Origin of the sequence: Blastococcus sp. LR1, from assembly GCF_020166105.1 — a bacterium.
GTDB lineage: Bacteria > Actinomycetota > Actinomycetes > Mycobacteriales > Geodermatophilaceae > Blastococcus.
In genome coordinates this window covers 334652-357029 of the sequence record NZ_JAIUJY010000005.1, presented here as the reverse complement: position 1 = coordinate 357029, position 22378 = coordinate 334652, and the positions used below count along the sequence as shown (strand labels likewise).

Sequence of the window (22378 nt, the reverse complement as noted above, 5' to 3'; positions counted from 1 at the left end):
ACGGGGTGACATCAGGTACCTCTCGGCCGCGTCCCGGGTCCCGCCCTGAGCCGGCGAAGGGTGGGGAGGACGTGGTCCTCCATCTGATCGAGCCCGCCGCCTGGCGCGCGGCGCTCACCGCCGGCGTCGTCCGGCCGGCCTCGCTGGCCGACGTCGGCTTCGTGCACCTGTCGACACCGGACCAGGTCCACCTGCCGGCACAGGCGCTCTTCCCGGGCCGGCGCGACGTGGCGCTGCTGGTGGTCGATCCCGCGCGGCTCCCCGACCCGGTGCGGTTCGAGCCGGGCCGCCCCGAGGACCCCGCCGGGATGCTGTTCCCGCACCTCTACGGACCCCTGCCGACGAGCGCCGTCATCGCGGTGGTGCCCTACCGTGCTCCGCTGCCGCCACTCCCCTCCCCCGGCGACCTCCTCGGCCGCGCCGTCGCGTTCTTCGCGTCGCTGCCGGTGCGCCGCGCCGTGGGGCTGGGTGAGGTGCCCGGTGGCGTGGCGGTGCTCGACCCCGACCACGTGCGCTCGCACGACAACAACCGGCTGGTCCTCACCGGCCCCGTCGATGCGGCCGCGGTGGAGGCCACCGTCGAAGAGGTCGGCGGCAACGCCGGCTGGCCGCACCGCGCGGCCTGGCTCGCCTGGCCCGGCGCGGAGACCACGGCCGCCGGGCTGCGCGACCGGGGCTGGGAGACCGAGGAGCTGGTGCTGATGGCGCGCACCGGGCCCGCGCCGGGCGGGGACGTGGCGCGCGTGCAGATGGTTCCGCAGCCGGAGCTGCACGACTTCTGGGCGCGGTCCTGGCGCGGGGGGCTGGCGCACCTGGGCCGGGATCTCGACCGGGTGGTCGCCGACCTCGTCGGCCGCGAGCACCTGAACGACCGCGTCGTGGCGATCACCGACCTCGTGGTGCGGGAGGACGGCGAGGTGGTGGCCTCGGCCCAGTTGCGGGTGGACGGCGCGACCGCGGCGGTCGACTCCGTGCTGACAGCTCCGGCAGCCCGCGGCCGGGGGCACGCGGACGCCCTGCTGCGCCGGGCGCTGCAGCTCGCGGACGGCTCAGGGTGCGACCTGGTGGTGCTCGAGGCAGCAGCCGATGACTGGCCCCGGCACTGGTACGCCCGGCGGGGCTTCGCGCCGGTCGGCCGTGCCTGGTCCGCCTGGACCTAGACCGGCGCGAACAACGACAGCAGCAGGTAGGCCAGAGCCGCGCACGGCAGCAGCGAGTCCAGCCGGTCCATGATGCCGCCGTGCCCGGGCAGGATCGTGCCCATGTCCTTGATCCCGAGGTCGCGCTTGATCAGCGACTCGGCGAGGTCGCCGACGGTCGCCGTGATGGCGATGGCGACGCCGAAGACCACCCCGGTCCACCACGGTGCGTGGAACGTGAGCGTGAGCACCAGCGTGCCGAGCAGCACGCAGGCCAGAACCGATCCGGCGAAGCCCTCCCACGACTTCTTGGGGCTGATGGACGGCGCCATGGGGTGCTTGCCGAACAGCACGCCCGCGGCATAGCCACCGACGTCGCTGCAGACCACGGTCCCGATGAACACCAGGACCCGGGCGGCGCCGTCGTCGGGGGCGAGCAGCAGCACCGCGAAGCCGGCGAACAGCGGCACGTAGAGCGCGGTGAGCACGCCGGCCGCGGCGTCGCGCCGGTAGCCCGCGGGACCGCCGGCCAGCCGCCACACCAGCACGGCGAGCGCGGTCAGGAAGAACCCGGTGATCAGCCCGGTAGGACCGCGGGTCCAGGCCAGGGCCCCCATGGCGACGGTGCCGACGAGCAGGGGCACCAGCGGCGGATGAAAGTTTCCGGCCCTCAGCGCCTGTCCCAGCTCGACCACGGCGACCAGCACGGCGGCGGCCAGCACGGCGAGGAACGCCGGGGGCCACACCAGCAGCGTGCCCACGATGGCCGCGCCGAGGCAGAGCGCCACGCCGAACGCCGCGCGCAGGTCCCGCCCGGCCCGGCCGACCGGCTTCTCGGTGGTCGGCAGCGAGTCGATCTCCGGCTGCGGCGCCGCCGTCGACGTGGGGACGGCGGGCCCGGGGGCGCCGGTCCGGGGGAAGGCCGCGGTGTCGTCGGACACCGGCAGCGGCGCCCGCGAGGGCAGCGGCGGCAGCGGAGGGGTGGGCCGGGAGCCGGCCACCGGCACCGGTCCGGTGTCGCCCTCGCCGGCCGGCCGGGAGCGCCGGGCGCCGAGCCGCGGGAACGACTGGGCACCCGGGCGGAGGGAGCCCGGGCGGTCGGCGGGAGGAGGCGTCATGGACGTGGCAGCCGAGTGCGAGGTCAGACCTCGAGCAGCTCGGCCTCCTTGTTCTTCATCGCGTCGTCGATCGAGGAGACGTGCTGCGAGGTGAGGTCGTCGAGCTCCTTCTCCGCGCGGCGCACGTCGTCCTCGCCGGCCTCGCCGTCCTTGGCGATGCGGTCGAGCTCCTCCTTGGCGCGGCGCCGGATGTTGCGGATCGCGACCTTGGCGTCCTCGCCCTTGGACCGGGCCTGCTTGACCAGGTCGCGGCGGCGCTCCTCGGTCAGCTGCGGGAACACCACGCGGAGGATCTGGCCGTCGTTGGTCGGGTTCACGCCGAGGTCGGAGTCGCGGATGGCCCGCTCGATGGCCTGCAGCTGGCCCATGTCGTAGGGCTTGATGACCGCCATCCGCGCCTCGGGCACGGTGATCGAGGCCATCTGCGGCACCGGGGTGTACGCGCCGTAGTAGTCGACCATGATCTTGTTGAACATCGAGGGGGCCGCCCGGCCGGTGCGCACCGAGCCGAGGTCCTCGCGGGCGACGGACAGCGCCTTGTCCATCCGCTCCTCGGCGTCGAGCAGGGTGTCGTCGATCACGGGTCTTCCCTCCATCGGCGGCGGTACCTCCGCCGTCGTCTCTCTGGGTTCGTGGGTCGGCCGGTCCGTCAGGACTCGGCGGACTGGCTGATCAGCGTGCCGATCTTCTCACCTGACGCCGCTCGCGCGATGTTGCCGTCCGTCAGCAGGTTGAACACGACGATCGGCATGCGGTTCTCCATGGACAGGCTGATGGCCGTCGCATCGGCGACCTTCAGCTCGTCGGCGAGCACCTTCGCGTAGTCCAGATCGGTGTACATCTGGGCGGCGGGGTTGGTGCGCGGGTCGTCGTCGTAGACGCCGTCGACGCCGTTCTTGGCCATCAGCAGCACCTGGCAGCCGATCTCAAGGGCGCGCTGGGCGGCGACGGTGTCGGTGGAGAAGTAGGGCATGCCGGCGCCCGCGCCGAAGATGACCAGCCGACCCTTCTCCAGGTGCCGGACCGCCTTGCGCGGGATGTAGGGCTCGGCGACCTGGCCCATCTCGATCGCCGTCTGGACCCGGGTCTCCAGGCCGACCTGCTCGCAGAACGCCTGCAGCGCGAGCGCGTTCATGACCGTGCCCAGCATGCCCATGTAGTCGGCGTGCCGGCGGTCCATGCCCGCCTGCGCGAGCTCGGCCCCGCGGAAGAAGTTGCCGCCACCGACGACGACGGCGACCTGGGTACCGCCGTGCACGACCTCGGCGAGCTGCCGGGCGATGCTGTGGACGATGCCGGAGTCCACACCGACGCTGCCCCCGCCGAACGCCTCGCCGGAGAGCTTCAGCAGCACGCGCTTGTAGCCGTGCCCGTCGGCCGGCTCGAAGGCGCTGGGAGCGGACAAGGGCGTGGTGGTGTCGGTCAAGGTGTCATCCCTCGTTCGTCATCGTGTCGATGGTGATCCTGCCGCACAGGCGAACGGCCCCGCTCCCGGACGGGGAGCGGGGCCGTTCATCGTGCGGGTCCTGCGTCAGGCCTGGCCGACCTCGAAGCGGGCGAACCGCTCGACGGTCATGCCGGCCTCGTCGACGATCTGCTTCACCGTGCGCTTGGGCTCGGTGATCGACGGCTGCTCGAGCAGGACGAAGTCCTTGTAGAAGGCGTTGACGCGGCCCTCGACGATCTTGACGATCGCCTGCTCCGGCTTGCCCTCCTCCTTCGCGGTCTGCTCGGCGACGCGGCGCTCGGTCTCGACCGTCTCGGCCGGGACCTCGTCACGGGTGAGGAAGCGGGGGCGCGCGGCGGCGATGTGCATCGCCAGGCTGCGCGCCGCGTCCTCGGAACCGCCGGAGTACTGCACCGCGACACCGATCGCCGGGGGCAGGTCGGTGGCCCGCTTGTGCAGGTAGGTGGCGGTGCTGCCCTCGAAGGCCACGAACCGGCTGACCACGAGCTTCTCGCCGATGCGGGCGGACTCGGCCTCGACCAGCGCGGCCACGGTCTGCCCGTCGGCGTCGCTGCTCAGCAGCGTCTCCGCGTCGGTGGCCTTGTTCGTCAGGCCGAGCTGGAGCAGGCGCTCGGCCAGGGCGATGAAGTCGGCGTTCTTGGCGACGAAGTCGGTCTCGCAGTCGACCTCGAGCAGCGCGCCGTCCTTGCTGACGACGATGCCGTTGGTCGTGGAGCGCTCGAGCCGCTTGCCGACGTCCTTGGCGCCCTTGACCCGCAGGAACTCGACGGCCTTGTCGTAGTCGCCGTCGGCCTCGGTGAGGGCCTTCTTGCAGTCCATCATGCCGGCGCCGGTGGCGTCGCGAAGACGCTTGACGTCGGCCGCAGTGAACTCAGCCATGTCACTTCCTCAATGTGCTGGGTGGTGCGAAGCAATGGGTGGACGTGCCGCGGCGCCGCCCCGCGAGCGGGGCGGCGCCGGAGGCATCAGCCGTTCTGGGCGCCCTGGGTGCCGGTCTCGGTGCTGCCGGTGGCGGGCACGCCCTCGACCGGAGCGACCTCGGTGGCGGAGACGGTCGGCGCCTCGGCCGGGGTCTCGGGCAGCGGGGTGGCGGCGGCCTGGTCGGCCCCCCCGGTCAGGAGCTCGCGCTCCCAGTCGGCCAGCGGCTCACCGGCGGCGACGGCGGGCTCGGTGCCGGCCTCGCGGCCGGCGTTGGCCTGCGCGGCCGAGCGGGCCATGAGGCCCTCGGCGACGGCGTCGGCGACGACCCGGGTCAGCACCGCGATGCTGCGGATCGCGTCGTCGTTGCCCGGGATCTTGTAGTCGACCTCGTCCGGGTCGCAGTTGGTGTCGAGGATCGCGACCACCGGGATCTTCAGCTTGCGCGCCTCGCCGACGGCGATGTGCTCCTTCTTGGTGTCCACGATCCAGATGGCGCTGGGCACCTTCTTCATGTCGCGGATACCGCCGAGGGAGCGGTCCAGCTTCGCCTTCTCGCGGCTGAGGACCAGCTGCTCCTTCTTGGACAGGGAGACCAGCACGCCGGTCTGCTCCATGTCCTCGATCTCCTTGAGACGCTCGAGGCGCTTGTAGACCGTCTGGAAGTTGGTGAGCATGCCGCCGAGCCAGCGCTGGTTGACGTAGGGCATGCCCACGCGGGTGGCCTGCTCGGCCACGACCTCCTGCGCCTGACGCTTCGTGCCGACGAACAGGATCGAGCCGCCGTGGGCCACGGTCTGCTTGACGAACTCGTAGGCGTTGTCGATGTACCCGAGCGTCTGCTGCAGGTCGATGATGTAGATGCCGTTGCGCTCGGTGAAGATGAAGCGCTTCATCTTCGGGTTCCAGCGACGGGTCTGGTGCCCGAAGTGGACGCCGCTGTCGAGCAGCTGCTTCATGCTGACGACTGCCATATCGCAGCCTCTCTGCTCACGCGCGCGGCCGGGGGCCGCGCGGATTCCGGTTGTTGCGGGCACCGGGTGGTGCACGCCCTGGCGTCCCGCGGCACCACTCACCCGGCTCTGGGCCGGGACCGAGGTGGCGACTGCCCCGCCGATGGGCGGGAAGAAGGACGCGCGAAGTCGACCCGCCGAGACGGGTCGCACCGGAGAGCATACGCGTCCACAGGCTCCGGCTTTCCCGCCGGTCGACAGGCGCTCCCGTGGCAGGCTCCTCGTCCGGAACGACCCGGTCCCGTCGACCCAGCAGGAGTGCCGCCCCATGCCCCACCCCGCTCCGGAGCGCCTCTCCCGCAGGCAGCGGGCCCGGGCCGCCCGGGACCGGCACGCCGAGGCGAACGCCTCTCGCCCGCCGGGGTCCGACCTCACCGGTGGCAGCCGGCTGGCGGGGGTGCTCGTGGTGCTCTCCGTTCCGCTCGTGGTGATCGCGGGTGTGGTGCTGCGCGGGCACGAGGAGCTGGCCTGGGGCATGGAGCACCTGATGCCGACCGGCGGCCGACAGGCCCTGGGTGCGGCGATCCTGCCGGCGCTGCTCGGTCTGGCCGCGGTGGTCGGCGAGCTGTCCGTCGCGCGTGGGCGGCGCTACCCGGCCTGGCTCTCGGGCCTGATGGTGGGAACCGCGGCCACCTCGTTCCTGGTCGCGCCACCGCCCAGCCGCTACGACGACGGCGTCCTCGAGGCCGTGCCGGTGTTCGCCTACTGCACTTGGGGCAGCTACCTGCTCGTCGTCGGGGGCTGCCTCCTGGTGGTGCGCCTCCGCCTTAAATGGGCCGCCTCCGCGGCCGGCCAGGGACGACCCGGGCCGCCGTCCATCCCGTCCAAGGGACCCGGTCCCCGGCGCGTCCGGCTGCTGGTCCGCGTCGCCGTCATCATCGCCGTCCCCGTCCTGGTCGTGCCCGGCCTGATCGCGGTCGGCCGGGAGCGGGGCGAGCCACCGATCGTGGACGCGGTCGTCGTCGCGGTCCCCGGGCTGGCCGGCAGCCGGTTCGAGGAGCGGGCGAGCACAGCCGAGCTGGAGGAGACAGCGGCCTGGGCGGCGTCGCTGCTCGCCGGTGAGCTCACCGACGACCAGCCGCTGGACCGCGGTTGGAAGGTCCTGCTCCGGACGACGACCGCTCCCGGAACTCCTGCCGATGCCCGGGTGTTCCTGACCGTGTGGGCGCTGTCCGACGACGCCGATCTCGACGCCGCGCGGGCGCAGCTTGCCGCCGAGGTCGAGGCCGAGGGCGGGGAGCCGTTGCCGGAGGGCTGGCTCGCGGCGTTCACGCAGTCCTACGGCGCCGCCGCGCTGGACGGCCGCTTCCTGATCGTGCTCGAGGCCGGTGAGGACGACGAGACGGTGGCTGCCCGGACGGCGCTGATGCGCGCGGCGGCGGCGGCCCTGACTCCCGAGCGCCGGGCGGCCGTTCTGGAGGCGACGGATCCGGAGTCGCGCTGAGGCCCGTCTCCACAGCCCTCCGGGCCGTCCACAGATCTCCGCGTCGCCGCTCGGTCGCCCGTCCCCCGGGCGAGCATCGACCGGTGCCCTTCCGAGCGTTCCTCGTCGCGTGGCTGCTGGTGATCGGCGCCGCCCTGCCCGTCTCGGCCGCTCCCCCGACGCCCCCGCTGCCCGGGCTCGTTCCGCCGTGGACCGCTCCCCTGTCCGGTGTCCTGGCCGTCACCCGGCCGTTCGAGGCGCCCGCCCACGCCTACGGACCGGGCCACCGCGGCGTCGACCTGGCCACCGCACCGGGGGCGCCGGTGCTGGCGGCGGGCGACGGCATCGTGGTCTTCGCCGGCATGGTCGCCGGACGCCCCGTGGTGAGCGTCGACCACGCCGGCGGTCTCCGGACGACGTACGAACCGGTGGCCGCACTTCTGGGCTCGGGACAGCCGGTCCGCCGAGGCGAACCCCTGGGCACGCTGGTCAGCGGGCATGCCGGCTGCCCCGCCGCCGCGTGCCTGCACTGGGGGCTGCGCCGCGGCGAGACCTACCTCGATCCGCTGCACCTGCTGCGCCCGCCCCGGGTCCGGCTGCTGCCGGTCGAGGGAGCCAGGTCGGGCGTCCAGCGGGCGACCGGCTCCCGGTGGAGCGCCTCGAGAGGGGCGGGCGTCAGGCGATGTCGGCGAGCTTGGTGCGCAGGTGCAGGACCGCCTTGGTGTGCAGCTGGCAGATGCGGCTCTCGGTGACACCCAGGACGCGGCCGATGTCGGCCAGGGTCAGGCCCTCGAAGTAGTAGAGGGAGACGACGACCTTCTCCCGCTCCGGCAGCTGCTCGACCGCGCGGGCCAGCAGCTGCCGCGCCTCGCCGTGCTCGGCCATCGCCTGCGGGTCCAGCGCGCTGGGGTCCCGCAGCGTGTCCCCGAGGCGGGGGGCGCCGCCGTCGTCGTCGGTGAGCAGCTCGTCGAGCGCGACCACGTTGACCAGGGAGAGCTGGCCGAGGAACTTGCGGATGTCGTCGACGTCCATCTCCATGGCGTCGGCGACCTCCTCGTCGGTCGGCGTGCGGCGGTACTTGGCCTCGAGCTCGGCGACGGTGCGCTCGAAGAGACGGGCCTTGACGCGGACAGACCGCGGGATCCAGTCGGTGTTGCGCAGCTCGTCGATGATCGCGCCGCGGATGCGCGACATCGCGTAGCTCTCGAACTTCACCTCGCGGGTGGGCTCGTAGCGCGTGATGGCGTCGATCAGACCGAAGGTGCCGTAGGAGATGAGGTCGGCCTGCTCGACGTGGGCGGGCAGACCGCTGCCGACGCGGCCGGCGACGTACTTGACCAGCGGCGCGTAGTGCAGGATCAGCCGGTCGCGGAGCGCGGAGTCGCGGCCCTCGACGTAGCGGTTCCACAGCTCGGCCAGCATGGCGTCGGTGTCCTCGCCGGACTCGTCGAGCCGGTGGATCGTTGCCTCAGACACGGTCGCACTCCTCGGTCGTGCTGCGGGTTCCCCATCCGTGGCCCCGCGTGGTCATGACTGCCGCTGCGCCGCCTGCCGCCCGGCCGTCGGCCTCAGGCACGCGGGTGCGCCTGGGCGTGGACCGCACGGAGCCGCTCGACGGTCACGTGCGTATAGATCTGTGTCGTCGCGAGGCTAGCGTGGCCGAGCAGCTCCTGTACGGAGCGCAGGTCCGCGCCGCCCTCCAGCACGTGCGTGGCGGCGGAGTGCCGGAGTCCGTGCGGACCGATGTCGGGAGCGCCAGGAACCCGGGCCGTGGCGGCGTGCACGGTGCGCCGGGCCTCACGGGCGTCGAGCCGGCGTCCCCGGAGTCCCAGCAACAAGGCGGGGCCGGAGTCGGGCGTGGCGAGGGCCGGGCGGCCGCGGGCGAGCCAGGCGTCCAGCGCGCGCTCCGCGGGCACGCCGTAGGGCACGCTGCGCTCCTTGCTGCCCTTGCCGAGCACCCGGAGCAGCCGCCGGCCGCGGTCGACGTCGTCGATGTCCAGACCGACCAGCTCGCTGACGCGGATACCGCTGGCGTAGAGCAGCTCCAGGACGACGGCGTCGCGCAGGCCGACCGGCTCCTCGGCGCCTGCGGTGCTCTCCACGAGTTCCCGCGCCTGCGCCGGCGCGAGCACGTCGGGCAGCGTCCGGCGGGCGCGCGGGCTGACCAGCCGCTGGCCGACGTCCTCGGGCAGCAGCTGCGCGCGACGCAGCCAGGCCGTGAAGGAACGGGCGCTCGCCGCGTTGCGGGCGGTGGTCGACCGACTGTGCCCACGCGTGCGCCCCTGGGCCAGCCAGCTGCGGAGCGTGGCCAGGTCGAGGTCGTGCGGCTGCTGTCCACCACGGCGGGCGAGGTGGTCGAGCATCCGCACCGCATCGCCCACGTAGCCGCGGATGGTGTTCTCCGACAGGTCGCGTTGCGCGGTCAGATGCTCCTCGTAGCCGGCCAGCGCCTCGGCCAGCGCGGGCGGCAGCCCGGCGCGGACCTCGGCGGTGCTGGGACTGGACACGGGGGCACCGTCCGTCGGCGCGCGGCGCTGGTCAAGGCGCCGCGCCGGTCGGCTTCGGCGCCGGAGTCAGCCGCCAGCCCGTTCCGGTCCACTGGACGAGCTCGGCGAGCTCCAGGGCGGGGAGCACGCGGAGGACCTCCAGCACGTCGCAGCCGGCGATCGCGGCCAGCCGTTCCGGAGGCACTCCGAGTCGGACCGGACAGGCGTCGAGGACCCGTGTGGCGAGGTCGGAGAGCCCGTCCCGCGGGGAGGCGGGCCGCTCGACGAGTGGGGCCAGATCGCTGCCGATGCTGCCGACGGCCTCGATGACCTGTGCCGCCGAGGTCACGAGCGTGGCGTCGACGTCCTCGTCGCGCAGCAACTCGTGGCAGCCGACCGAGAGCGCGCTCGTGACCGGTCCCGGCACGACCAGCACCGGCCGGCCCAGCTTCTGGGCGCGCTTGGCCGTCGCCTGGGCGCCGGACCTGGCCGCCGCCTCCACGACCACCGTTCCCCGGGTGAGCGCGGCGATCAGCCGGTTGCGGACGAGGAACCGGTGGCGCAGCGGGGCGCACCCCGGCGGCCATTCGCTGACCAGCAGCCCGGTCTCGGCGATCCGGGCGAAGAGCGCGCCGTTCCCCGCGGGGTACGGGCGATCCACCCCGCAGGAGAGGACGGCGACGGTCGGCACACCGGCGGCCAGCGCTCCGCGGTGCGCGGCGCCGTCGATGCCGAACGCTCCACCCGACACGACGGTCCAGCCGCGCTCGCCGAGCTGGTGCCCCAGCTCCCCCGCCACGTGCTCGCCGTAGGCGGTGGCCGCACGGGCGCCGACCACGCCCACGGACCGGTCGGTGACCTCGTCGAGGCGCGCGGCGCCCCGGACCCAGAGCGCGATCGGCGGGATGAGCGCCTGCGTCCGGTCGGTCTGGTACTTGCGCTCGAGTGGCTCTTGCGCAGCGGCGACGGTGAGCGCGTGCAGCGAGAGGGCCGGCCACTCGTCGTCCTCGGGGACGACCAGCCGCGCTCCGCACCGCTCGGCCCGCCGGAAGTCGGCTCCCGTCTCGTCCTGGTCCACCCGTGGGCCGGCCAGTGATCGGATGCTCGCCGGTGCGACGCCCGAGCGCAGCCGCCGCACGGCCTCGACCGGTCCGACGTCCTCCACGTAGCGCCAGAGATCGACGGTGCCCGGCTCGACCGCACGGGTCAGCCAGGCCCGTGCGCGACGCACGCCCGGACCCGTGCTCCCCGGAACGCCGGCGGCCGCCTCCAGGTCCTCCTCGAGAGTGCTCATGCCGCGGCCCGCTGCAGCCGCATGCCCAGCGCCTCGGCGACCTCGTCGGCGCCGGGGACCGTGCGCCCCGCCAGGTCGCTCAACGTCCAGGCGACCCGGACGACGCGGTCGAAGCCACGCACGGAGATCGCGCCCCGCTCCAGCGCCCGTTCCGCCAGCCGCAACGCGATCCGCGGCACGACGAAGCGCTCCCGCAGCATGCGCCCGGGCACCTCGCTGTTGACCGTCAGGCCGGTGCCGGCGAGCCGCTCCCCCGCCGCCGCACGCGCGTCGGCCACCCGGCCGGCGACGACAGCGGTGGACTCGGGAGCCGGCAGTCCGTCGAGCCACGCGGCCCGTGTCACCGGCGGCAGCTCGACGCGCAGGTCGACCCGGTCCAGCAGTGGACCGGACAGTCGTGACTGGTAGCGGCGGCGCTCCAGCGGGCTGCAGGTGCACGCGGTGTCACCAGCGGCGCTCGCGCACGGGCACGGGTTCGCGGCCAGGACCAGCTGGGCGCGGCACGGGAACGTCGCTGCCCCGGCTGCCCGCTGGATCGTGACCTGCCCGCGCTCCAAGGGCTGGCGCAAGGTGTCGAGCACGGCGCGGGGGAACTCGGGAGCTTCGTCCAGAAAAAGAACTCCGCGGTGAGCCCGGCAGAGCGCGCCCGGGCGGATCTGGCCGGAGCCACCACCGATCAGCGCCGCCATCGTGGCGGAGTGGTGCGGCGCCTCGAACGTCGGGCGGGTGACCAGCGGGGCGTCGGCCGGCAGGGTTCCGGCGACCGAGTGGATGGCGGTCACCTCGAGGGCGGCCTGCTCGTCGAGGGCGGGCAGCAGCCCCGGCAGACGTTCGGCGAGCATGGTCTTGCCGGCTCCGGGCGGGCCGGCGAGGTACAGGTGATGGCCGCCGGCTGCCGCGACCTCGACCGCCCGTCGCCCGGCGGCCTGCCCCACGACGTCCCCGAGATCGGGGGACGGCGGCTCCGGTGGCAACGCACCCCGCACGTGGGGCTGCAGGCGCGTCTCACCCTTCAGGTGGCCGACGAGCTGTCCGAGCGTCTCGACGGCGAGCACGTCGATCCGGTCCACGAGGGCGGCCTCGGCGGCGTTGGCCGTGGGCACCACGACCTGGTCGTGCCCCGCCCGCGCCGCCGCCAGGACCGCGGGCAGGATGCCGCGGATGCCACGGACGGAGCCGTCGAGCCCGAGCTCGCCGAGCAGCACCAGGTGGTCCACGGCCGAACCGGGCACCGTCCCCGCTGCGGCGAGCACCGCGGCCGCCAGCGCGAGGTCGAAGCCGCTCCCCTGCTTGGGCATTGACGCCGGGGACAGTCCGATCGTGATCCGGCGGGCCGGGAACTCACCCCCGGCGTTCGCGATGGCGGCACGCACCCGGTCCACCGACTGCCGAACCACCGCGTCGGGCAGGCCGACGAGCGCCACCCCGGGCAGCCCGGCGGCGATGTCCACCTCCACCTCGACCATCGCGCCCCGGACCCCCGCGAGGCCCACCGACCAGGTGCGGGCGAGGGTCATCAGAAGGCTCCGCGAAGGTGCATGACCTCAGCGGGCGCGCCGGCCCTCACCAGCACCCCCACCACGTCGAACCGCACCTCGGGCGCGTGCTCGTCGTGGGCGGCGAGCCAGCGCTGCGCGAGCAGCCGGATGCGACGGCGCTTGGCGGGCGTGACCGCCTCGGCGGGATGCCCGTACCCGAGGCCCCTGCGCGCCTTCACCTCGCAGAAGACGAGGGCATCGCCGTCGCGGGCCACGAGGTCGATCTCGCCCTCGCGGCAGCGCCAGTTGCGGTCCAGGACGCGCAGGCCGGCGTCGGTCAGATGGGCGACGGCGATCTGTTCACCGCGGGCACCGAGCTCGGTAGTTGGAGGCACCCCTCGACCGTGCCGGAACGCGACGCCGGGTCGAAGGGCTGCCAGTCATCTGTGGACGGCTCGGGGTCCTGTGGAGAACGAGCGCCAGGGCCGGTCACAGCCCAGTCCTGAGCTGCAGACCTGCCGCCAGCTCGTCCAGGTCCGCGAGCAGGAGCTCGGCCTCCCGCGGATCGGGAAGCGAGGTGGTCAGGGCCCACGCGCCCTCCTCGCAGGGGAAGACGTAGGCGATGTGGTCGGACACGTTCCCGGTGTCGGCCGACCACGCGCGCTGCCGGATCTGGATCCGGCGGAGCCCGGAGTCCGTCGACTGCTCCACCTGCGGAGGCAGCAGCTGCTGCTCGGCGGGGAGCAGGAACTCCTCGACGATGACCCCGTCCTCCGTCCCCGCCGGGTAGCGCAGCCCGATCAGGCGGACGGCGGCGCGTGCACCTTGGGAGGGCTCCGGGCAGAACACGAAGGCGCCGAAGCTGGGCACCGCGAAGGCGGCCTTCGCCAGCACCGTGAACTCGGCTGCCAGCAGGTCCGCGTCGACCGCGGACGGTTCCACTCCTGCCAGCGTCCAGCTCCGCCGGGCCGCTGCGGCGGCCCAGTCGGCCAGGTCGTCGTCCGGGCCCACCTGGGCCCACGCCGCCGAGAAGTCCACGACGATGTCGGGCGGCCCGCCGGTCACGTCAGGACCCACCGCAGGCTCCCGCCCATGACGTCGAAGAGCTTCACCAGCGGTGGACCGAGCTGCTCGACCGGCGTCGTGAAGGTGAGCAACAGCAACCCGTCGGATCCCGGCACCGGGACGAAGTAGTCGACCTGCGTGACGGTCAGCACGCCGCCGGGATCACCGTCCTCGTCGGGCACCCTCTCCTGCCGCGACGTGAGCCGACGGACAGCCCGGGCGCCCGCGACCTCGACCACCCCCAGCTCGCGGACGCGCACGCCCGTGGCACCGGACCCCAGCGTGCGGAGCAGCGACTCGAGCGTGCCCTCGCCTCGTCCGCGCACGTGCGTGATCAGCCCGGACGCCGGAACCGGCCGGCCGGCGACCGGGTCGACGCTGAGCAGGACGTCGATCCCGCCCTGCCGGGCCGCCGACTCGAGCGCCGCGGTGAGCTCCCGGGTCAGCCACGCCCGGAGTTCGGCCCGCCGCGGCGCAGGCACGTCGCGGACCCGCTCGGTGACGAGGTTCTTGATCCGCAGCGGCGCCCGGCCGTCCAGCGGAACGCGCGCCCATCCCGGGGGAAGGAGGATCCGGAAGTCGCTGACGGCCCTGGCCGGCGCCGTCACGACACCCGTCCCAGCGGCATGGACCACTGCTGCACGATCTCGGTCCGGTTCGCTCGGTCCACCGCCGCCTGGTCCATCGCGCCCACCGGGTCCACGACGACGCTGTCCTGGAGCAGGACGAAGGACCGGATGTTGATCGCGGCACTCGGACCCGTCACCGCTCCCAGGACGATCGTGTCGGCGAGGCCGGTGAGCGCGGTGAGCTGCGCGCCCTTGCCACCGGCCTGACGGATCCGGTGGATCGCGGACACAGCGTCCGCGATGCCGTCGTCCCCGAATGCCAACCCGCGGGTCAGGCGGGTGCCGGACGAGGCCGCCGCAGCGTCCACGGTCGCCCGGGCAGCCTTTCCTGCGTCGAACAGCACGGGCGAGCGACCGGCGTCGGCGAAGGCCTGCCGGCCCGCGCGTACGGCCCCGATGCGGCCCCCGACCCGCTGCGTCACTCTGAGCAATCCCTGGGCAACCACCGCGACGCCCTTGCCGAGACCGAGAGTGGCCGCACCCGCGAGGTCCCAGAGGGCGTCCTCCAGGGATCCGTTGCCGCTGGCCCACAGATCGAGGCGCACGGCCGCGGAGATCAGGCTCAGGCCACTGCTGGCGGCCAGGAGCGTGCCGACGATCGCGATCCCGGGGCCGAGGACGATGGCGATGACCACCGCGACGATCACCAGCGCCAGCGCGACGATGGAGATGACGTCGAGCACCGCGTCGATCCACCACGCGTTCTCGTCCCACCAGTCGTCTGCCAGGTCATCGCCGCTGCGCCCGGTGCTCAAGATCTCGGCCGCCGCCCTCGCGGCCCGGTCGTAGGACTCGACGGCGAAGAAGTAGTCCCGGCGGGCGGCGGCCAATTCGTCCGCCGCGCCGGCGACCGCCCGCAGGTGCGCCTGCTGCTCCGCACCGGCGGCGCGAAGCTGCTCAGGAGTCGCCCCGGGAGCGGCTGCGTCGGGTGCGGAGTTGCGAAGCGCGCGCTGCGAATCCTCGGCCGCCTGCGCCCGGCGGACAGCGTCGTAGGCCTCGGTCTGCACCCCTTCCAGGGCGGTGGCGAAGAAGGAGAGCGCCTGCGCGGCGGCCTCGTACCGTGCTCGTGCCCGGCCGATGCGGCCGGCCAGGTCTCCTGCCACCTCGACGAAGTTGTCGCCCGCCTCGCTCTTCCACGCCTCCTGCGACGTCGAGGTGAGCTCGGCCAGGTTGGCGGCCTGCGCCTCGATCTCCGCGGCCGTGTCGGCGTACCGCCGGGCCAGGGTGGCGAGCTCATCGGGGTCGCCCGGCACGCTGTTGCGGTGGTCCAGCGGCTCGAAGGAGGCGGGCGCCACCGGGGTGGCGGTCACGGCGCGCACCCCTCGGTCGCGGTCTGGATCGCCTGGGCGAGTTCGTTGTCGACCTGCACGTAGGCGTCATGGCTCTGCGTCGCCGCCTCGTACACCGCCTGGAGCGACTGGAGCAGCTTCTCGCGATTACACGTCCACTCGTCGACGAACTCGCGCAGCTCGTCCAGCAACGCGTTCCGACCGACAGCCGGTTCCGCGTCCTCGACGATCGCCGCCGACCGCTGGAACTCGTGCATGAGCATCCCGAGACCGCCTGCGGTCTCGCGGAGCAGGGGGAGATCGACCACGATGTCCGCCACGCCCGTACCACCTCCTCATTCGATCGCCGCGGAACGTAACCGTTCCGCAGAGAGGAGGTGGCGCACTCACAGCCGCCTGTGGACAACCCCGTCGGGCGCACTCCTCACTAGTCGAACAATCCCGACCAGTCCGGCCAGAAGGGGCCGAAGAAACCCGACCAGTCCGACCAGATGGGATCGCCGACGACGAGGCCGCCGACGACGAGCAGCAACACCGCCCCGAGCAACGACCAGAGCATGAGCAGCCAGAGACCGCCGCTGAAGACCCACAGCGGCGCCGCTCCGGGATGCGCCTTGTTGAGGAGCCGGGTGTTCTTGAACCGTCGTGTCTGCACGGGGAGGCCGCTGGTCTCGAGCAGCTCCACCGGCCACATCTGGTCCATGTGGGCGGCCGCCCGCACCGCACTGCGGGCGAGCACCCGCCCGCTGCCGTCGACCAGCATCAGCCGGAAGACATCGGGGAGCTGCGGATGTCCGGCCTTCACCGGCGGATAGCTCGCACGCAGCAGCCCCGCCACCTCCCCGGGACCGTTTCCCAGCGGCAACTGGACGCGGCGCCGGACGGCGTCGTCCACCCAGGTGACCACGCCGCTCTCGCGGTCGATGGTGAGGGAGCAGTGCGGGATTTTCCGGACGAGCAGCCCCCCGGCCGCGACCGGCTCCGAGCGGAGGACGACGAAGGGGACGTCGGCGTTCCGCATGGGATCGCGCACGCCGTTCGCCAGGGCATCGATCTCCGACAGCAGCCTGTCCGCGCCACCGACGGGGTCGGTGAACGAGGTGGAGAGTGCCCAGACCGCACCTGCCACGGGAACGAGCCAGAGGGCGTGTTCCTGCACCCTCCTCCTCCAACGCCCGGCGCCCACTTGCTGACGCAGACGCACCGCCCCGACGGCAGAGCCCGGCACCGGCTCGATCAGGGGGAGAGCGAGGCGCTGGTCCTCCGGACGGAGGTGGTTCCGCAGCACCTCGTCGATCGCCTGCGCCGCGGGGAGCGCGGGGTCGTGCTCGTACCGGCTGAGGCGGACCGCCGCCGTCGGCTTGGCGTTCGGCCCCAGGCCCGACTGGAAGAACACCCCCACGCACCCGGCGTCCGCGGCGTCCCGCAGCACCGGAACCCACAACCTGGTGAAGCGCTCGGCGCGACCTCGCGACCTCGCGACGTCATGGCGTCGACGTGACGGGCAGCCTCCCGCAGGCCCTGGTCCTCCCAATCCGTCGGAACGTAGGCCCAGATCCTCGAGTGCTCGACGACGAGACCGAGCGGATAGGACTCCATCCGCCTACGGGAGGCGCGGGTTGTCGGGCAGCTCGAGGTCGGGCTTGTCGAGCTCCTCGACGTTGACGTCCTTGAACGTCAGCACCCGGACGTTGCGCACGAAGCGCGCCGGCCGGTACATGTCCCACACCCAGGCGTCGGAGAGCTTCAGCTCGAAGTAGACCTCTCCCCCGGCCTCCCGCACCTGCAGGTCGACCGAGTTGGCCAGGTAGAACCGCCGCTCGGTCTCCACCACGTAGGTGAACTGGCGGACGATGTCCCGGTACTCGCGATAGAGCTGGAGCTCCATCTCGGTCTCGTACTTCTCGAGGTCCTCGGTGCTCATCGGTCCTCGGTGCTCGTCAGGGCTCGGGACTCAGGGCGCATGGCCCCATCATCGACCATGCCGGCCGAACCGGTCACCCGGGCTGTGTACAAGTCGCGGGCGCTGCGCACGTTGACGAACCTCATCCGGTGCTGCGGGCACGGTCCGTGGCGTTCCAGGGCAGCCGTGTGCGCCTCGGTGATGTAGCCCTTGTGCACCGCGAAGTCGTATTCGGGCCACTGCTCGTGCAGCTCCAGCATCATCCGGTCCCGGGTCACCTTGGCCAGCACGGAGGCCGCGGCCACGCAGGCGGCGACGCGGTCGCCCTTCCACACGGCGAGCCCCGGCCGGGCCAGGCCCGGAACCGGGAAGCCGTCGGTCAGCACGTAGTCGGGCCCGGGATCGAGCATCGAGACGGCGCGGCGCAGGGCCTCGATGTTGGTCACGTGCATCCCGCGCTCGTCGAGGTCCTCCACCGGCAGCACGACGACCGACCACGACACGGCGCGCGCGACGATCTCCTCGTATGCCTGGTCGCGGGCGGCCGCGGTGAGCAGCTTGGAGTCCGCGAGACCCGGAACCCTGCCCCGCTTACCGGCGGGAAGGATGCAGGCAGCGGCGACGAGCGGACCGGCGCAGGCCCCGCGGCCGGCCTCGTCGGCACCGGCGATCGCCTCGAAACCCCGCCGCCGCAGGGTGCGCTCCATGTCCCAGAGCGCATCGGGCCGGTCGACGGCGGGAGTGCGCCGGACCGGTGCCGATCGGGTATGGGTGGGTCGGACAGCCATCGCAGCACGACACTACGACGCGCAGCCGACACCGCCGTCGTCCCCCGGACGCACGTCGGGCCGGCCCCTGGGCAGGGGCCGGCCCGAGATGCCGGAGAAGGAAGTGCGGGTGGATCAGATGTCGACGGTGACGTCCGGGGTGGTCGCCTGCGGGGAGTGCGCCCCGCAGGTGCAGCCCGGGCTGCGGGAGGACAGCACCAGCGAGACGGCGTGCGCCCGGTCGCGGGCACCCAGCTTGCGCAGGATGGCCTTGACGTGGCTCTTGACGGTGTCCTCGCTGATGAAGAGGTTGCGGCCGATCGTCCGGTTGGACTGACCCTGCAGCAGCTCGTCCAGGACGTCCTGCTCGCGGCGGGTCAGGGGCACCTCGGGGGTGAACGGCTTGGCGGCCGGCACGTCGGAGGGCTCGACCCGGCGGATCTGCGGGTCCACGACGGTGCGACCGGCGCGGGCGGCCAGGATGGCCCAGCCCAGCAGGGTCGGGGACGTGTTGATCATCAGGTAGCCGCGGATGCCGGCGGCCAGGGCCTCGTTGACCACGCCCGGGTCCTCCGAGGTGGCCAGCGCGATGATGGCCACGCGGGGGAACCGGCGGCGCAGGTCGCGGCAGGCGTTCAGGGTCGCGGCGCGGCCCTGGCCCAGCTCGACCACGACGGCGTCGGGGCGGGCGGACTCGGCCAGCGTGAGAGCGCGGCGCAGCTCGCCGGGGGTGCCGACCGACTGCATGCCGGCGGTCTCGTTGATCATGCTGACCAGCCCCCGACGCAGGACGGGCGCGTCGGCGAGGAGGAGCACGCGGGTGACTCCGCGGGCGGTGCTCGCCATAGGTGCAGACACAACTGACTCCATTTCATTCTCCGGGACCGTGCAATGAATCCATCGGAAGGGTGAAACGGTTGCTTGAATACTTTCTCAGCATTTTTCTCTGCTGGTATGTCGCCGCCGTAATGGTGGGCGCCAGTCACTCGCGCCCCGCGACGACCATTCCGGGCCTACGCCCGGCTAAGCCGAGGTTCGGCGGGCTCGCCGGCGCCGGCGCCAGGCGGTGAGCGGAACTGCGCCGGCCAGGCCCACGAGGTAGGGAACGGCGACCACGGCACCGACCGGCGACGACGTCCCACCGATGGGCACGCCGGTGGCCTCCAGGCCCTGGATGTCCGGGGATTCCAGCACCCCGAAACGGTCGATCGGCCACACGATCAACGACGCCTTGCCGATGACGTCGTCGACACCGATGGTTCCGCCGTACTTGTCGCCCACGTGCTCGCGGGAGTCCGCGGAGGCCGAACGGTGGTCGCCCATCACCCAGAGCCGCCCCTCGGGCACCGTCACCGGGCCGAAGGGGCGCTGCTCGATGGGCATGTTCTCGAAGATGTAGGGCTCGTCCAGCGGCTCGCCGTCCACCGTGAGCCGGCCCTCGACGTCACAGCACTGGACGGTCTGCCCCTCGGTCGCGATCACCCGCTTGACGAAGTCGTCCTCGCTCGGGGGCGCCACCCCCAGGGTGCGGCCCAGCCACAGCATCGCGCCGGTGAACCAGTTCGACGGCTCCTCGACGTCGATCTCCGGGGTCCAGGTGTCCGGACCCTCGAAGACGACGACGTCGCCGGGCTCGGGCTCACCGAACCAGTAGGGCACCTTGTTCACCAGGACGCGGTCACCGGTGCAGCCGGGGCAGCCGTGCAGCGTCTGCTCCATCGATCCCGACGGGATGAAGAACGCCTGGACGAAGAACGTCTTGACCACCAGGGCCAGGACGAAGGCGACCAGCAGCAGCACCGGGAGCTCCCGGAGCAGCGAGTTCTTCTTCTTGGCCTTGCGGCCCGTCGACGCATCGTCGGCGCCCGCGTCGCCACCGCGCTCGTCGTCGGGCTCGTCGTCCCCGGGAACGACATCGGCGGGCCCCCCGGGCCGGTCGCTGCTCATCAGGAGTCAGCGTACGGCGCGGGGAACCCGCCGAGTTCCAGCCGGTCGTGCCGGCTGTCAGGCGTGTTGCCGGAGGTCAGCGCGAGATCGGCTCGCGCTTCTCCTTGATCTTGGCGGCCTTGCCGCGCAGCTCGCGCAGGTAGTAGAGCTTCGCGCGACGCACGTCACCGCGGGTGACGACCTCGATCTTCTCGACGACGGGGGTGTGCACCGGGAAGGTGCGCTCGACCCCGACACCGAAGCTGACCTTGCGCACCGTGAAGGTCTCCCGGACGCCACCGCCCTGACGGCGGATGACGACACCCTGGAAGACCTGGACGCGCGAGCGGTTGCCCTCGATGACGCGGACGTGCACCTTGACGGTGTCACCCGGGCGGAACGAGGGGATGTCGTCGCGCAACGAGTCGGCGTCGAGTGCGTCCAGGGTGTTCATCTCGGCAAGTCCTCAGTCTCAGGTGGCTCGTTCTCGGTTCGGACAGCGGAACGCCCCGGCTGTCCGTTCCGGGGAGCTGCGGCTCCACGGGGAGCTCCCGACAGCGGTCCCGTCGGTCAGCAGCGACTCTCTACTGTGCCACATCCTCAGTCGACGATGCGCGGGGGCCCCGTCCACGGGCCGGTCCGCAGCTCCGCCAGCAAGGCGGGCAGATCACGCGGCACCAGGGCCTCCGGGGTGCTCAGCAGCTCGTCGGCCGTCCACCACCGGTGCGGCTCGTCGGCCAGGATCTCGAGCTCGGTCAGGGCGCCCGGCACGACCTCGTGGACGACGTCGCGCAGCACGAAGAAGGCCTCGCGGGTGTCGAACAGGTAGGGCCCGAACGGCCCGACGTGCCGGCGCAGCCACACCGGGCCCTCCAGCGCGGCCGGCTCGACGCCGAGCCCGATCTCCTCGGCCAGCTCCCGGACCGCGGCGGCACGCAGCGTCTCATCGCCCTCCACTCCCCCGCCGGGCGTGTACCAGAACAGCACCTCGCCGGGCGGCACGGAGGGATCGGGCAGGCGGGCACCCAGGAGCAGCACGCGGCCGGCCGGATCGAGGACGACGACGCGCGCCGTCGACCGCTGGACCGGCCGGTCAGTCACCGGCCAGCGCCGTCCGTTCGGAATCGGTGAGCGAGCCCTCGGGCAGGGCGGCGAGCAGGTCCGGACGGCGGGTGGCGGTGCGCCGCAGCGACTCCCCGCGCCGCCAGCGGTCGATGGCCGCGTGGTCACCGGACAGCAGCACCGGCGGCACCTCGTGGCCCCGCCAGGTCGCCGGCCGCGTGTACGAGGGCCCCTCGAGGAGACCGTCGGCGTGCGAGTCGAACTCCGCGGACTCCCGGTTGCCCAGGACGCCCGGGATCAGCCGGGTGACGGCCTCGGTCATGACCAGCACCGCGGACTCTCCACCGGCCAGCACGTAGTCGCCGATGGAGACCTCGGAGACCGGCCCGGCGTCGGCGGCCCAGTCCGCGACCCGCTGGTCGATCCCCTCGTACCGGCCGCAGGCGAAGACCAGACCGGGCTCGGCGGCCCACTCGACCGCCATCGCGTGGGTGAACGGGCGACCGGCGGGCGTCGGCACCACCAGGCGGGTGCCAGGCGGTCGGACGGCGTCGAGCGCACGACCCCACGGCTCGGGCTTCATCACCATCCCGGGGCCGCCTCCGTAGGGGGCGTCGTCGACGGTGCGGTGCACGTCGTCGGTCCACTGCCGGAGGTCGTGCACGCCCACGCTCACCAGGCCGCGTTCGATGGCCTTGCCGAGCAGCGACTGCCGCAGCGGCGCCAGGTACTCCGGGAAGATCGTCAGGACGTCGATCCGAAAGGGCTCGCGCTGCGTCGTCGGTTCGCTCCCGCGGGCCGCTCCGCTCCTCGCCCGTTCCTCGCTGCGATGCTCACGCCCCTGCTCGCTCACAGGTCGAGCAGCCCCTCGGGCGGGTCGATCACCACGAACCCGCCGGCGACGTCGACGGTCGGCACGATCGCCGAGACGAACGGGATCAGCGCCTCGGGAGCGCCCGTGCGGCGGACGACCAGCAGGTCCTGAGCCTCGTGGCGGACGGCGGTGATGTCGCCGATCACCGAGCCGTCGGTCAGCCGCGCGCTGAGGCCGACCAGCTGGTGGTCGTAGTAGGAGTCCGGCTCCTCGATCTCCGGCAGGTCCGCGACGGGGACCAGCAGGAGGGTGTTGCGCAGCGCGTCCACGGACTCGCGGACGTCGAAGACGGCGCCCGTCGGATCGGCGAGCTGCAGCAGCAGCGTGCCGCTGTGCCAGCGCTTGTCGACGATCGTCAGCGGGCCGCGCTCCGGCGGATCGGTCAACAGCACCGCGCCGGGGGCGAAACGGAGGTCGGGGTCGTCGGTGCGCACCTCGACGGTGGCCTGACCACGGACACCGTGGGGCCGGCCGATGCGGCCGACCACCACGGTGTCGGTGGATTCGTTCTCTGTGCTCACGTGCT

The 22378-nt window shown here is 73.0% G+C and carries 26 protein-coding genes; 3 read left to right on the top strand and 23 right to left on the bottom strand.

The window, feature by feature from the left end:
- The first annotated feature begins 71 nt into the window (after window positions 1-71).
- Window positions 72-1160 carry a GNAT family N-acetyltransferase gene (locus LBW97_RS20265; protein WP_308010493.1) on the top strand — a complete coding sequence of 363 codons (1089 nt, stop codon included), beginning with the start codon at window positions 72-74 and terminating at the stop codon, window positions 1158-1160.
- Here the strand turns inward: LBW97_RS20265 and LBW97_RS16670 are convergent.
- The 5 genes from LBW97_RS16670 to rpsB all read right to left on the bottom strand — a co-directional run bounded on the left by LBW97_RS16670 (window position 1157) and on the right by rpsB (window position 5617).
- A complete protein-coding gene (locus LBW97_RS16670) occupies window positions 1157-2257 on the bottom strand; it encodes a phosphatidate cytidylyltransferase (protein WP_224500471.1) in 1101 nt (366 codons plus the stop codon). The two genes, LBW97_RS20265 and LBW97_RS16670, sit on opposite strands and share 4 nt — an antisense overlap.
- A 23-nt stretch (window positions 2258-2280) precedes the next feature.
- Window positions 2281-2838 (bottom strand): ribosome recycling factor, encoded by a 558-nt coding sequence (frr, locus tag LBW97_RS16665; RefSeq protein WP_224500470.1) that lies wholly within the window; start codon window positions 2836-2838, stop codon window positions 2281-2283.
- Between the two features lie 68 nt (window positions 2839-2906).
- Window positions 2907-3662, bottom strand: coding sequence for a UMP kinase (gene pyrH / locus LBW97_RS16660; RefSeq protein ID WP_224500514.1), 756 nt, complete (start codon window positions 3660-3662; stop codon window positions 2907-2909).
- A gap of 126 nt (window positions 3663-3788) precedes the next feature.
- A complete protein-coding gene (gene tsf / locus LBW97_RS16655) occupies window positions 3789-4604 on the bottom strand; it encodes a translation elongation factor Ts (RefSeq protein WP_224500469.1) in 816 nt (271 codons plus the stop codon).
- A gap of 86 nt (window positions 4605-4690) precedes the next feature.
- Window positions 4691-5617 (bottom strand): 30S ribosomal protein S2, encoded by a 927-nt coding sequence (rpsB, locus tag LBW97_RS16650; RefSeq protein WP_224500468.1) that lies wholly within the window; start codon window positions 5615-5617, stop codon window positions 4691-4693.
- A gap of 307 nt (window positions 5618-5924) precedes the next feature.
- Here rpsB and LBW97_RS16645 point away from each other — a divergent pair, with 307 nt between their 5' ends.
- Both LBW97_RS16645 and LBW97_RS16640 read left to right on the top strand, forming a co-directional pair.
- Window positions 5925-7100 (top strand): hypothetical protein, encoded by a 1176-nt coding sequence (locus tag LBW97_RS16645; RefSeq protein ID WP_224500467.1) that lies wholly within the window; start codon window positions 5925-5927, stop codon window positions 7098-7100.
- An 83-nt stretch (window positions 7101-7183) separates the two neighbouring features.
- On the top strand, window positions 7184-7831 hold the full coding sequence (locus tag LBW97_RS16640) for a peptidoglycan DD-metalloendopeptidase family protein (protein ID WP_308010492.1): 648 nt from the start codon (window positions 7184-7186) through the stop codon (window positions 7829-7831).
- Here the strand turns inward: LBW97_RS16640 and whiG are convergent.
- The 18 genes from whiG to rimM form a co-directional block, all read right to left on the bottom strand.
- Window positions 7755-8555, bottom strand: a complete 801-nt coding sequence (whiG, locus tag LBW97_RS16635) for an RNA polymerase sigma factor WhiG (RefSeq protein ID WP_224500466.1) — start codon at window positions 8553-8555, stop codon at window positions 7755-7757. The two genes, LBW97_RS16640 and whiG, sit on opposite strands and share 77 nt — an antisense overlap.
- Window positions 8556-8647: 92 nt before the next feature.
- Window positions 8648-9586 carry a tyrosine recombinase XerC gene (locus tag LBW97_RS16630; RefSeq protein ID WP_224500465.1) on the bottom strand — a complete coding sequence of 313 codons (939 nt, stop codon included), beginning with the start codon at window positions 9584-9586 and terminating at the stop codon, window positions 8648-8650.
- 31 nt (window positions 9587-9617) lie between these two features.
- Window positions 9618-10859 carry a DNA-processing protein DprA gene (gene dprA / locus LBW97_RS16625; protein WP_224500464.1) on the bottom strand — a complete coding sequence of 414 codons (1242 nt, stop codon included), beginning with the start codon at window positions 10857-10859 and terminating at the stop codon, window positions 9618-9620.
- Window positions 10856-12376, bottom strand: a complete 1521-nt coding sequence (locus LBW97_RS16620) for a YifB family Mg chelatase-like AAA ATPase (RefSeq protein ID WP_224500463.1) — start codon at window positions 12374-12376, stop codon at window positions 10856-10858. Before LBW97_RS16620 ends, dprA begins: the two co-directional genes overlap by 4 nt.
- The gene (locus tag LBW97_RS16615; RefSeq protein WP_224500462.1) at window positions 12376-12732 is read right to left on the bottom strand and encodes a YraN family protein; all 357 of its coding nucleotides are present in this window, start codon (window positions 12730-12732) and stop codon (window positions 12376-12378) included. Before LBW97_RS16615 ends, LBW97_RS16620 begins: the two co-directional genes overlap by 1 nt.
- A 94-nt stretch (window positions 12733-12826) precedes the next feature.
- Complete coding sequence (locus LBW97_RS16610; protein ID WP_224500461.1) at window positions 12827-13414, bottom strand: hypothetical protein; 588 nt, start codon at window positions 13412-13414, stop codon at window positions 12827-12829.
- The gene (locus LBW97_RS16605; protein ID WP_224500460.1) at window positions 13399-14010 is read right to left on the bottom strand and encodes a hypothetical protein; all 612 of its coding nucleotides are present in this window, start codon (window positions 14008-14010) and stop codon (window positions 13399-13401) included. The genes LBW97_RS16610 and LBW97_RS16605 overlap by 16 nt, the downstream gene beginning before the upstream one ends.
- Window positions 14007-15341 carry a hypothetical protein gene (locus tag LBW97_RS16600; protein ID WP_224500459.1) on the bottom strand — a complete coding sequence of 445 codons (1335 nt, stop codon included), beginning with the start codon at window positions 15339-15341 and terminating at the stop codon, window positions 14007-14009. The genes LBW97_RS16605 and LBW97_RS16600 overlap by 4 nt, the downstream gene beginning before the upstream one ends.
- Window positions 15338-15640, bottom strand: coding sequence for a hypothetical protein (locus tag LBW97_RS16595; protein WP_224500458.1), 303 nt, complete (start codon window positions 15638-15640; stop codon window positions 15338-15340). Before LBW97_RS16595 ends, LBW97_RS16600 begins: the two co-directional genes overlap by 4 nt.
- 107 nt (window positions 15641-15747) lie before the next feature.
- Window positions 15748-16752 carry a hypothetical protein gene (locus tag LBW97_RS16590; protein ID WP_224500457.1) on the bottom strand — a complete coding sequence of 335 codons (1005 nt, stop codon included), beginning with the start codon at window positions 16750-16752 and terminating at the stop codon, window positions 15748-15750.
- A 171-nt stretch (window positions 16753-16923) separates the two neighbouring features.
- Window positions 16924-17244 carry a DUF2469 domain-containing protein gene (locus tag LBW97_RS16585; protein ID WP_089336022.1) on the bottom strand — a complete coding sequence of 107 codons (321 nt, stop codon included), beginning with the start codon at window positions 17242-17244 and terminating at the stop codon, window positions 16924-16926.
- Window positions 17241-17930: a ribonuclease HII gene (locus LBW97_RS16580; protein WP_224500456.1), complete on the bottom strand. Its 690-nt coding sequence runs from the start codon at window positions 17928-17930 to the stop codon at window positions 17241-17243. Before LBW97_RS16580 ends, LBW97_RS16585 begins: the two co-directional genes overlap by 4 nt.
- 195 nt (window positions 17931-18125) lie before the next feature.
- Window positions 18126-18836, bottom strand: coding sequence for a response regulator transcription factor (locus tag LBW97_RS16575; RefSeq protein WP_224500455.1), 711 nt, complete (start codon window positions 18834-18836; stop codon window positions 18126-18128).
- Between the two features lie 177 nt (window positions 18837-19013).
- Complete coding sequence (lepB, locus tag LBW97_RS16570; protein ID WP_224500454.1) at window positions 19014-19937, bottom strand: signal peptidase I; 924 nt, start codon at window positions 19935-19937, stop codon at window positions 19014-19016.
- Window positions 19938-20013: 76 nt separating this feature from the next.
- Complete coding sequence (gene rplS, locus LBW97_RS16565) at window positions 20014-20370, bottom strand: 50S ribosomal protein L19 (RefSeq protein WP_224500453.1); 357 nt, start codon at window positions 20368-20370, stop codon at window positions 20014-20016.
- 146 nt (window positions 20371-20516) lie between these two features.
- A complete protein-coding gene (locus LBW97_RS16560) occupies window positions 20517-21017 on the bottom strand; it encodes an NUDIX hydrolase (RefSeq protein WP_224500452.1) in 501 nt (166 codons plus the stop codon).
- Window positions 21010-21831, bottom strand: a complete 822-nt coding sequence (gene trmD / locus LBW97_RS16555; RefSeq protein WP_224500451.1) for a tRNA (guanosine(37)-N1)-methyltransferase TrmD — start codon at window positions 21829-21831, stop codon at window positions 21010-21012. Before trmD ends, LBW97_RS16560 begins: the two co-directional genes overlap by 8 nt.
- Window positions 21828-22373 (bottom strand): ribosome maturation factor RimM, encoded by a 546-nt coding sequence (gene rimM, locus LBW97_RS16550; RefSeq protein ID WP_224500450.1) that lies wholly within the window; start codon window positions 22371-22373, stop codon window positions 21828-21830. The genes trmD and rimM overlap by 4 nt, the downstream gene beginning before the upstream one ends.
- Window positions 22374-22378: the final 5 nt, after the last annotated feature.

Excerpts from the sequence above, each read along its gene's own strand:
- LBW97_RS16670 (WP_224500471.1), bottom strand. The coding sequence starts at position 2,257 with ATGACGCCTCCTCCCGCCGACCGCCCGGGCTCCCTCCGCCCGGGTGCC.
- tsf (WP_224500469.1), bottom strand. The coding sequence starts at position 4,604 with ATGGCTGAGTTCACTGCGGCCGACGTCAAGCGTCTTCGCGACGCCACC.
- rpsB (WP_224500468.1), bottom strand. The coding sequence starts at position 5,617 with ATGGCAGTCGTCAGCATGAAGCAGCTGCTCGACAGCGGCGTCCACTTC.
- LBW97_RS16645 (WP_224500467.1), top strand. The coding sequence starts at position 5,925 with ATGCCCCACCCCGCTCCGGAGCGCCTCTCCCGCAGGCAGCGGGCCCGG.
- dprA (WP_224500464.1), bottom strand. The coding sequence starts at position 10,859 with ATGAGCACTCTCGAGGAGGACCTGGAGGCGGCCGCCGGCGTTCCGGGG.
- LBW97_RS16620 (WP_224500463.1), bottom strand. The coding sequence starts at position 12,376 with ATGACCCTCGCCCGCACCTGGTCGGTGGGCCTCGCGGGGGTCCGGGGC.
- LBW97_RS16585 (WP_089336022.1), bottom strand. The coding sequence starts at position 17,244 with ATGAGCACCGAGGACCTCGAGAAGTACGAGACCGAGATGGAGCTCCAG.
- LBW97_RS16580 (WP_224500456.1), bottom strand. The coding sequence starts at position 17,930 with ATGGAGCGCACCCTGCGGCGGCGGGGTTTCGAGGCGATCGCCGGTGCC.
- LBW97_RS16575 (WP_224500455.1), bottom strand. The coding sequence starts at position 18,836 with ATGGCGAGCACCGCCCGCGGAGTCACCCGCGTGCTCCTCCTCGCCGAC.
- lepB (WP_224500454.1), bottom strand. The coding sequence starts at position 19,937 with ATGAGCAGCGACCGGCCCGGGGGGCCCGCCGATGTCGTTCCCGGGGAC.
- rplS (WP_224500453.1), bottom strand. The coding sequence starts at position 20,370 with ATGAACACCCTGGACGCACTCGACGCCGACTCGTTGCGCGACGACATC.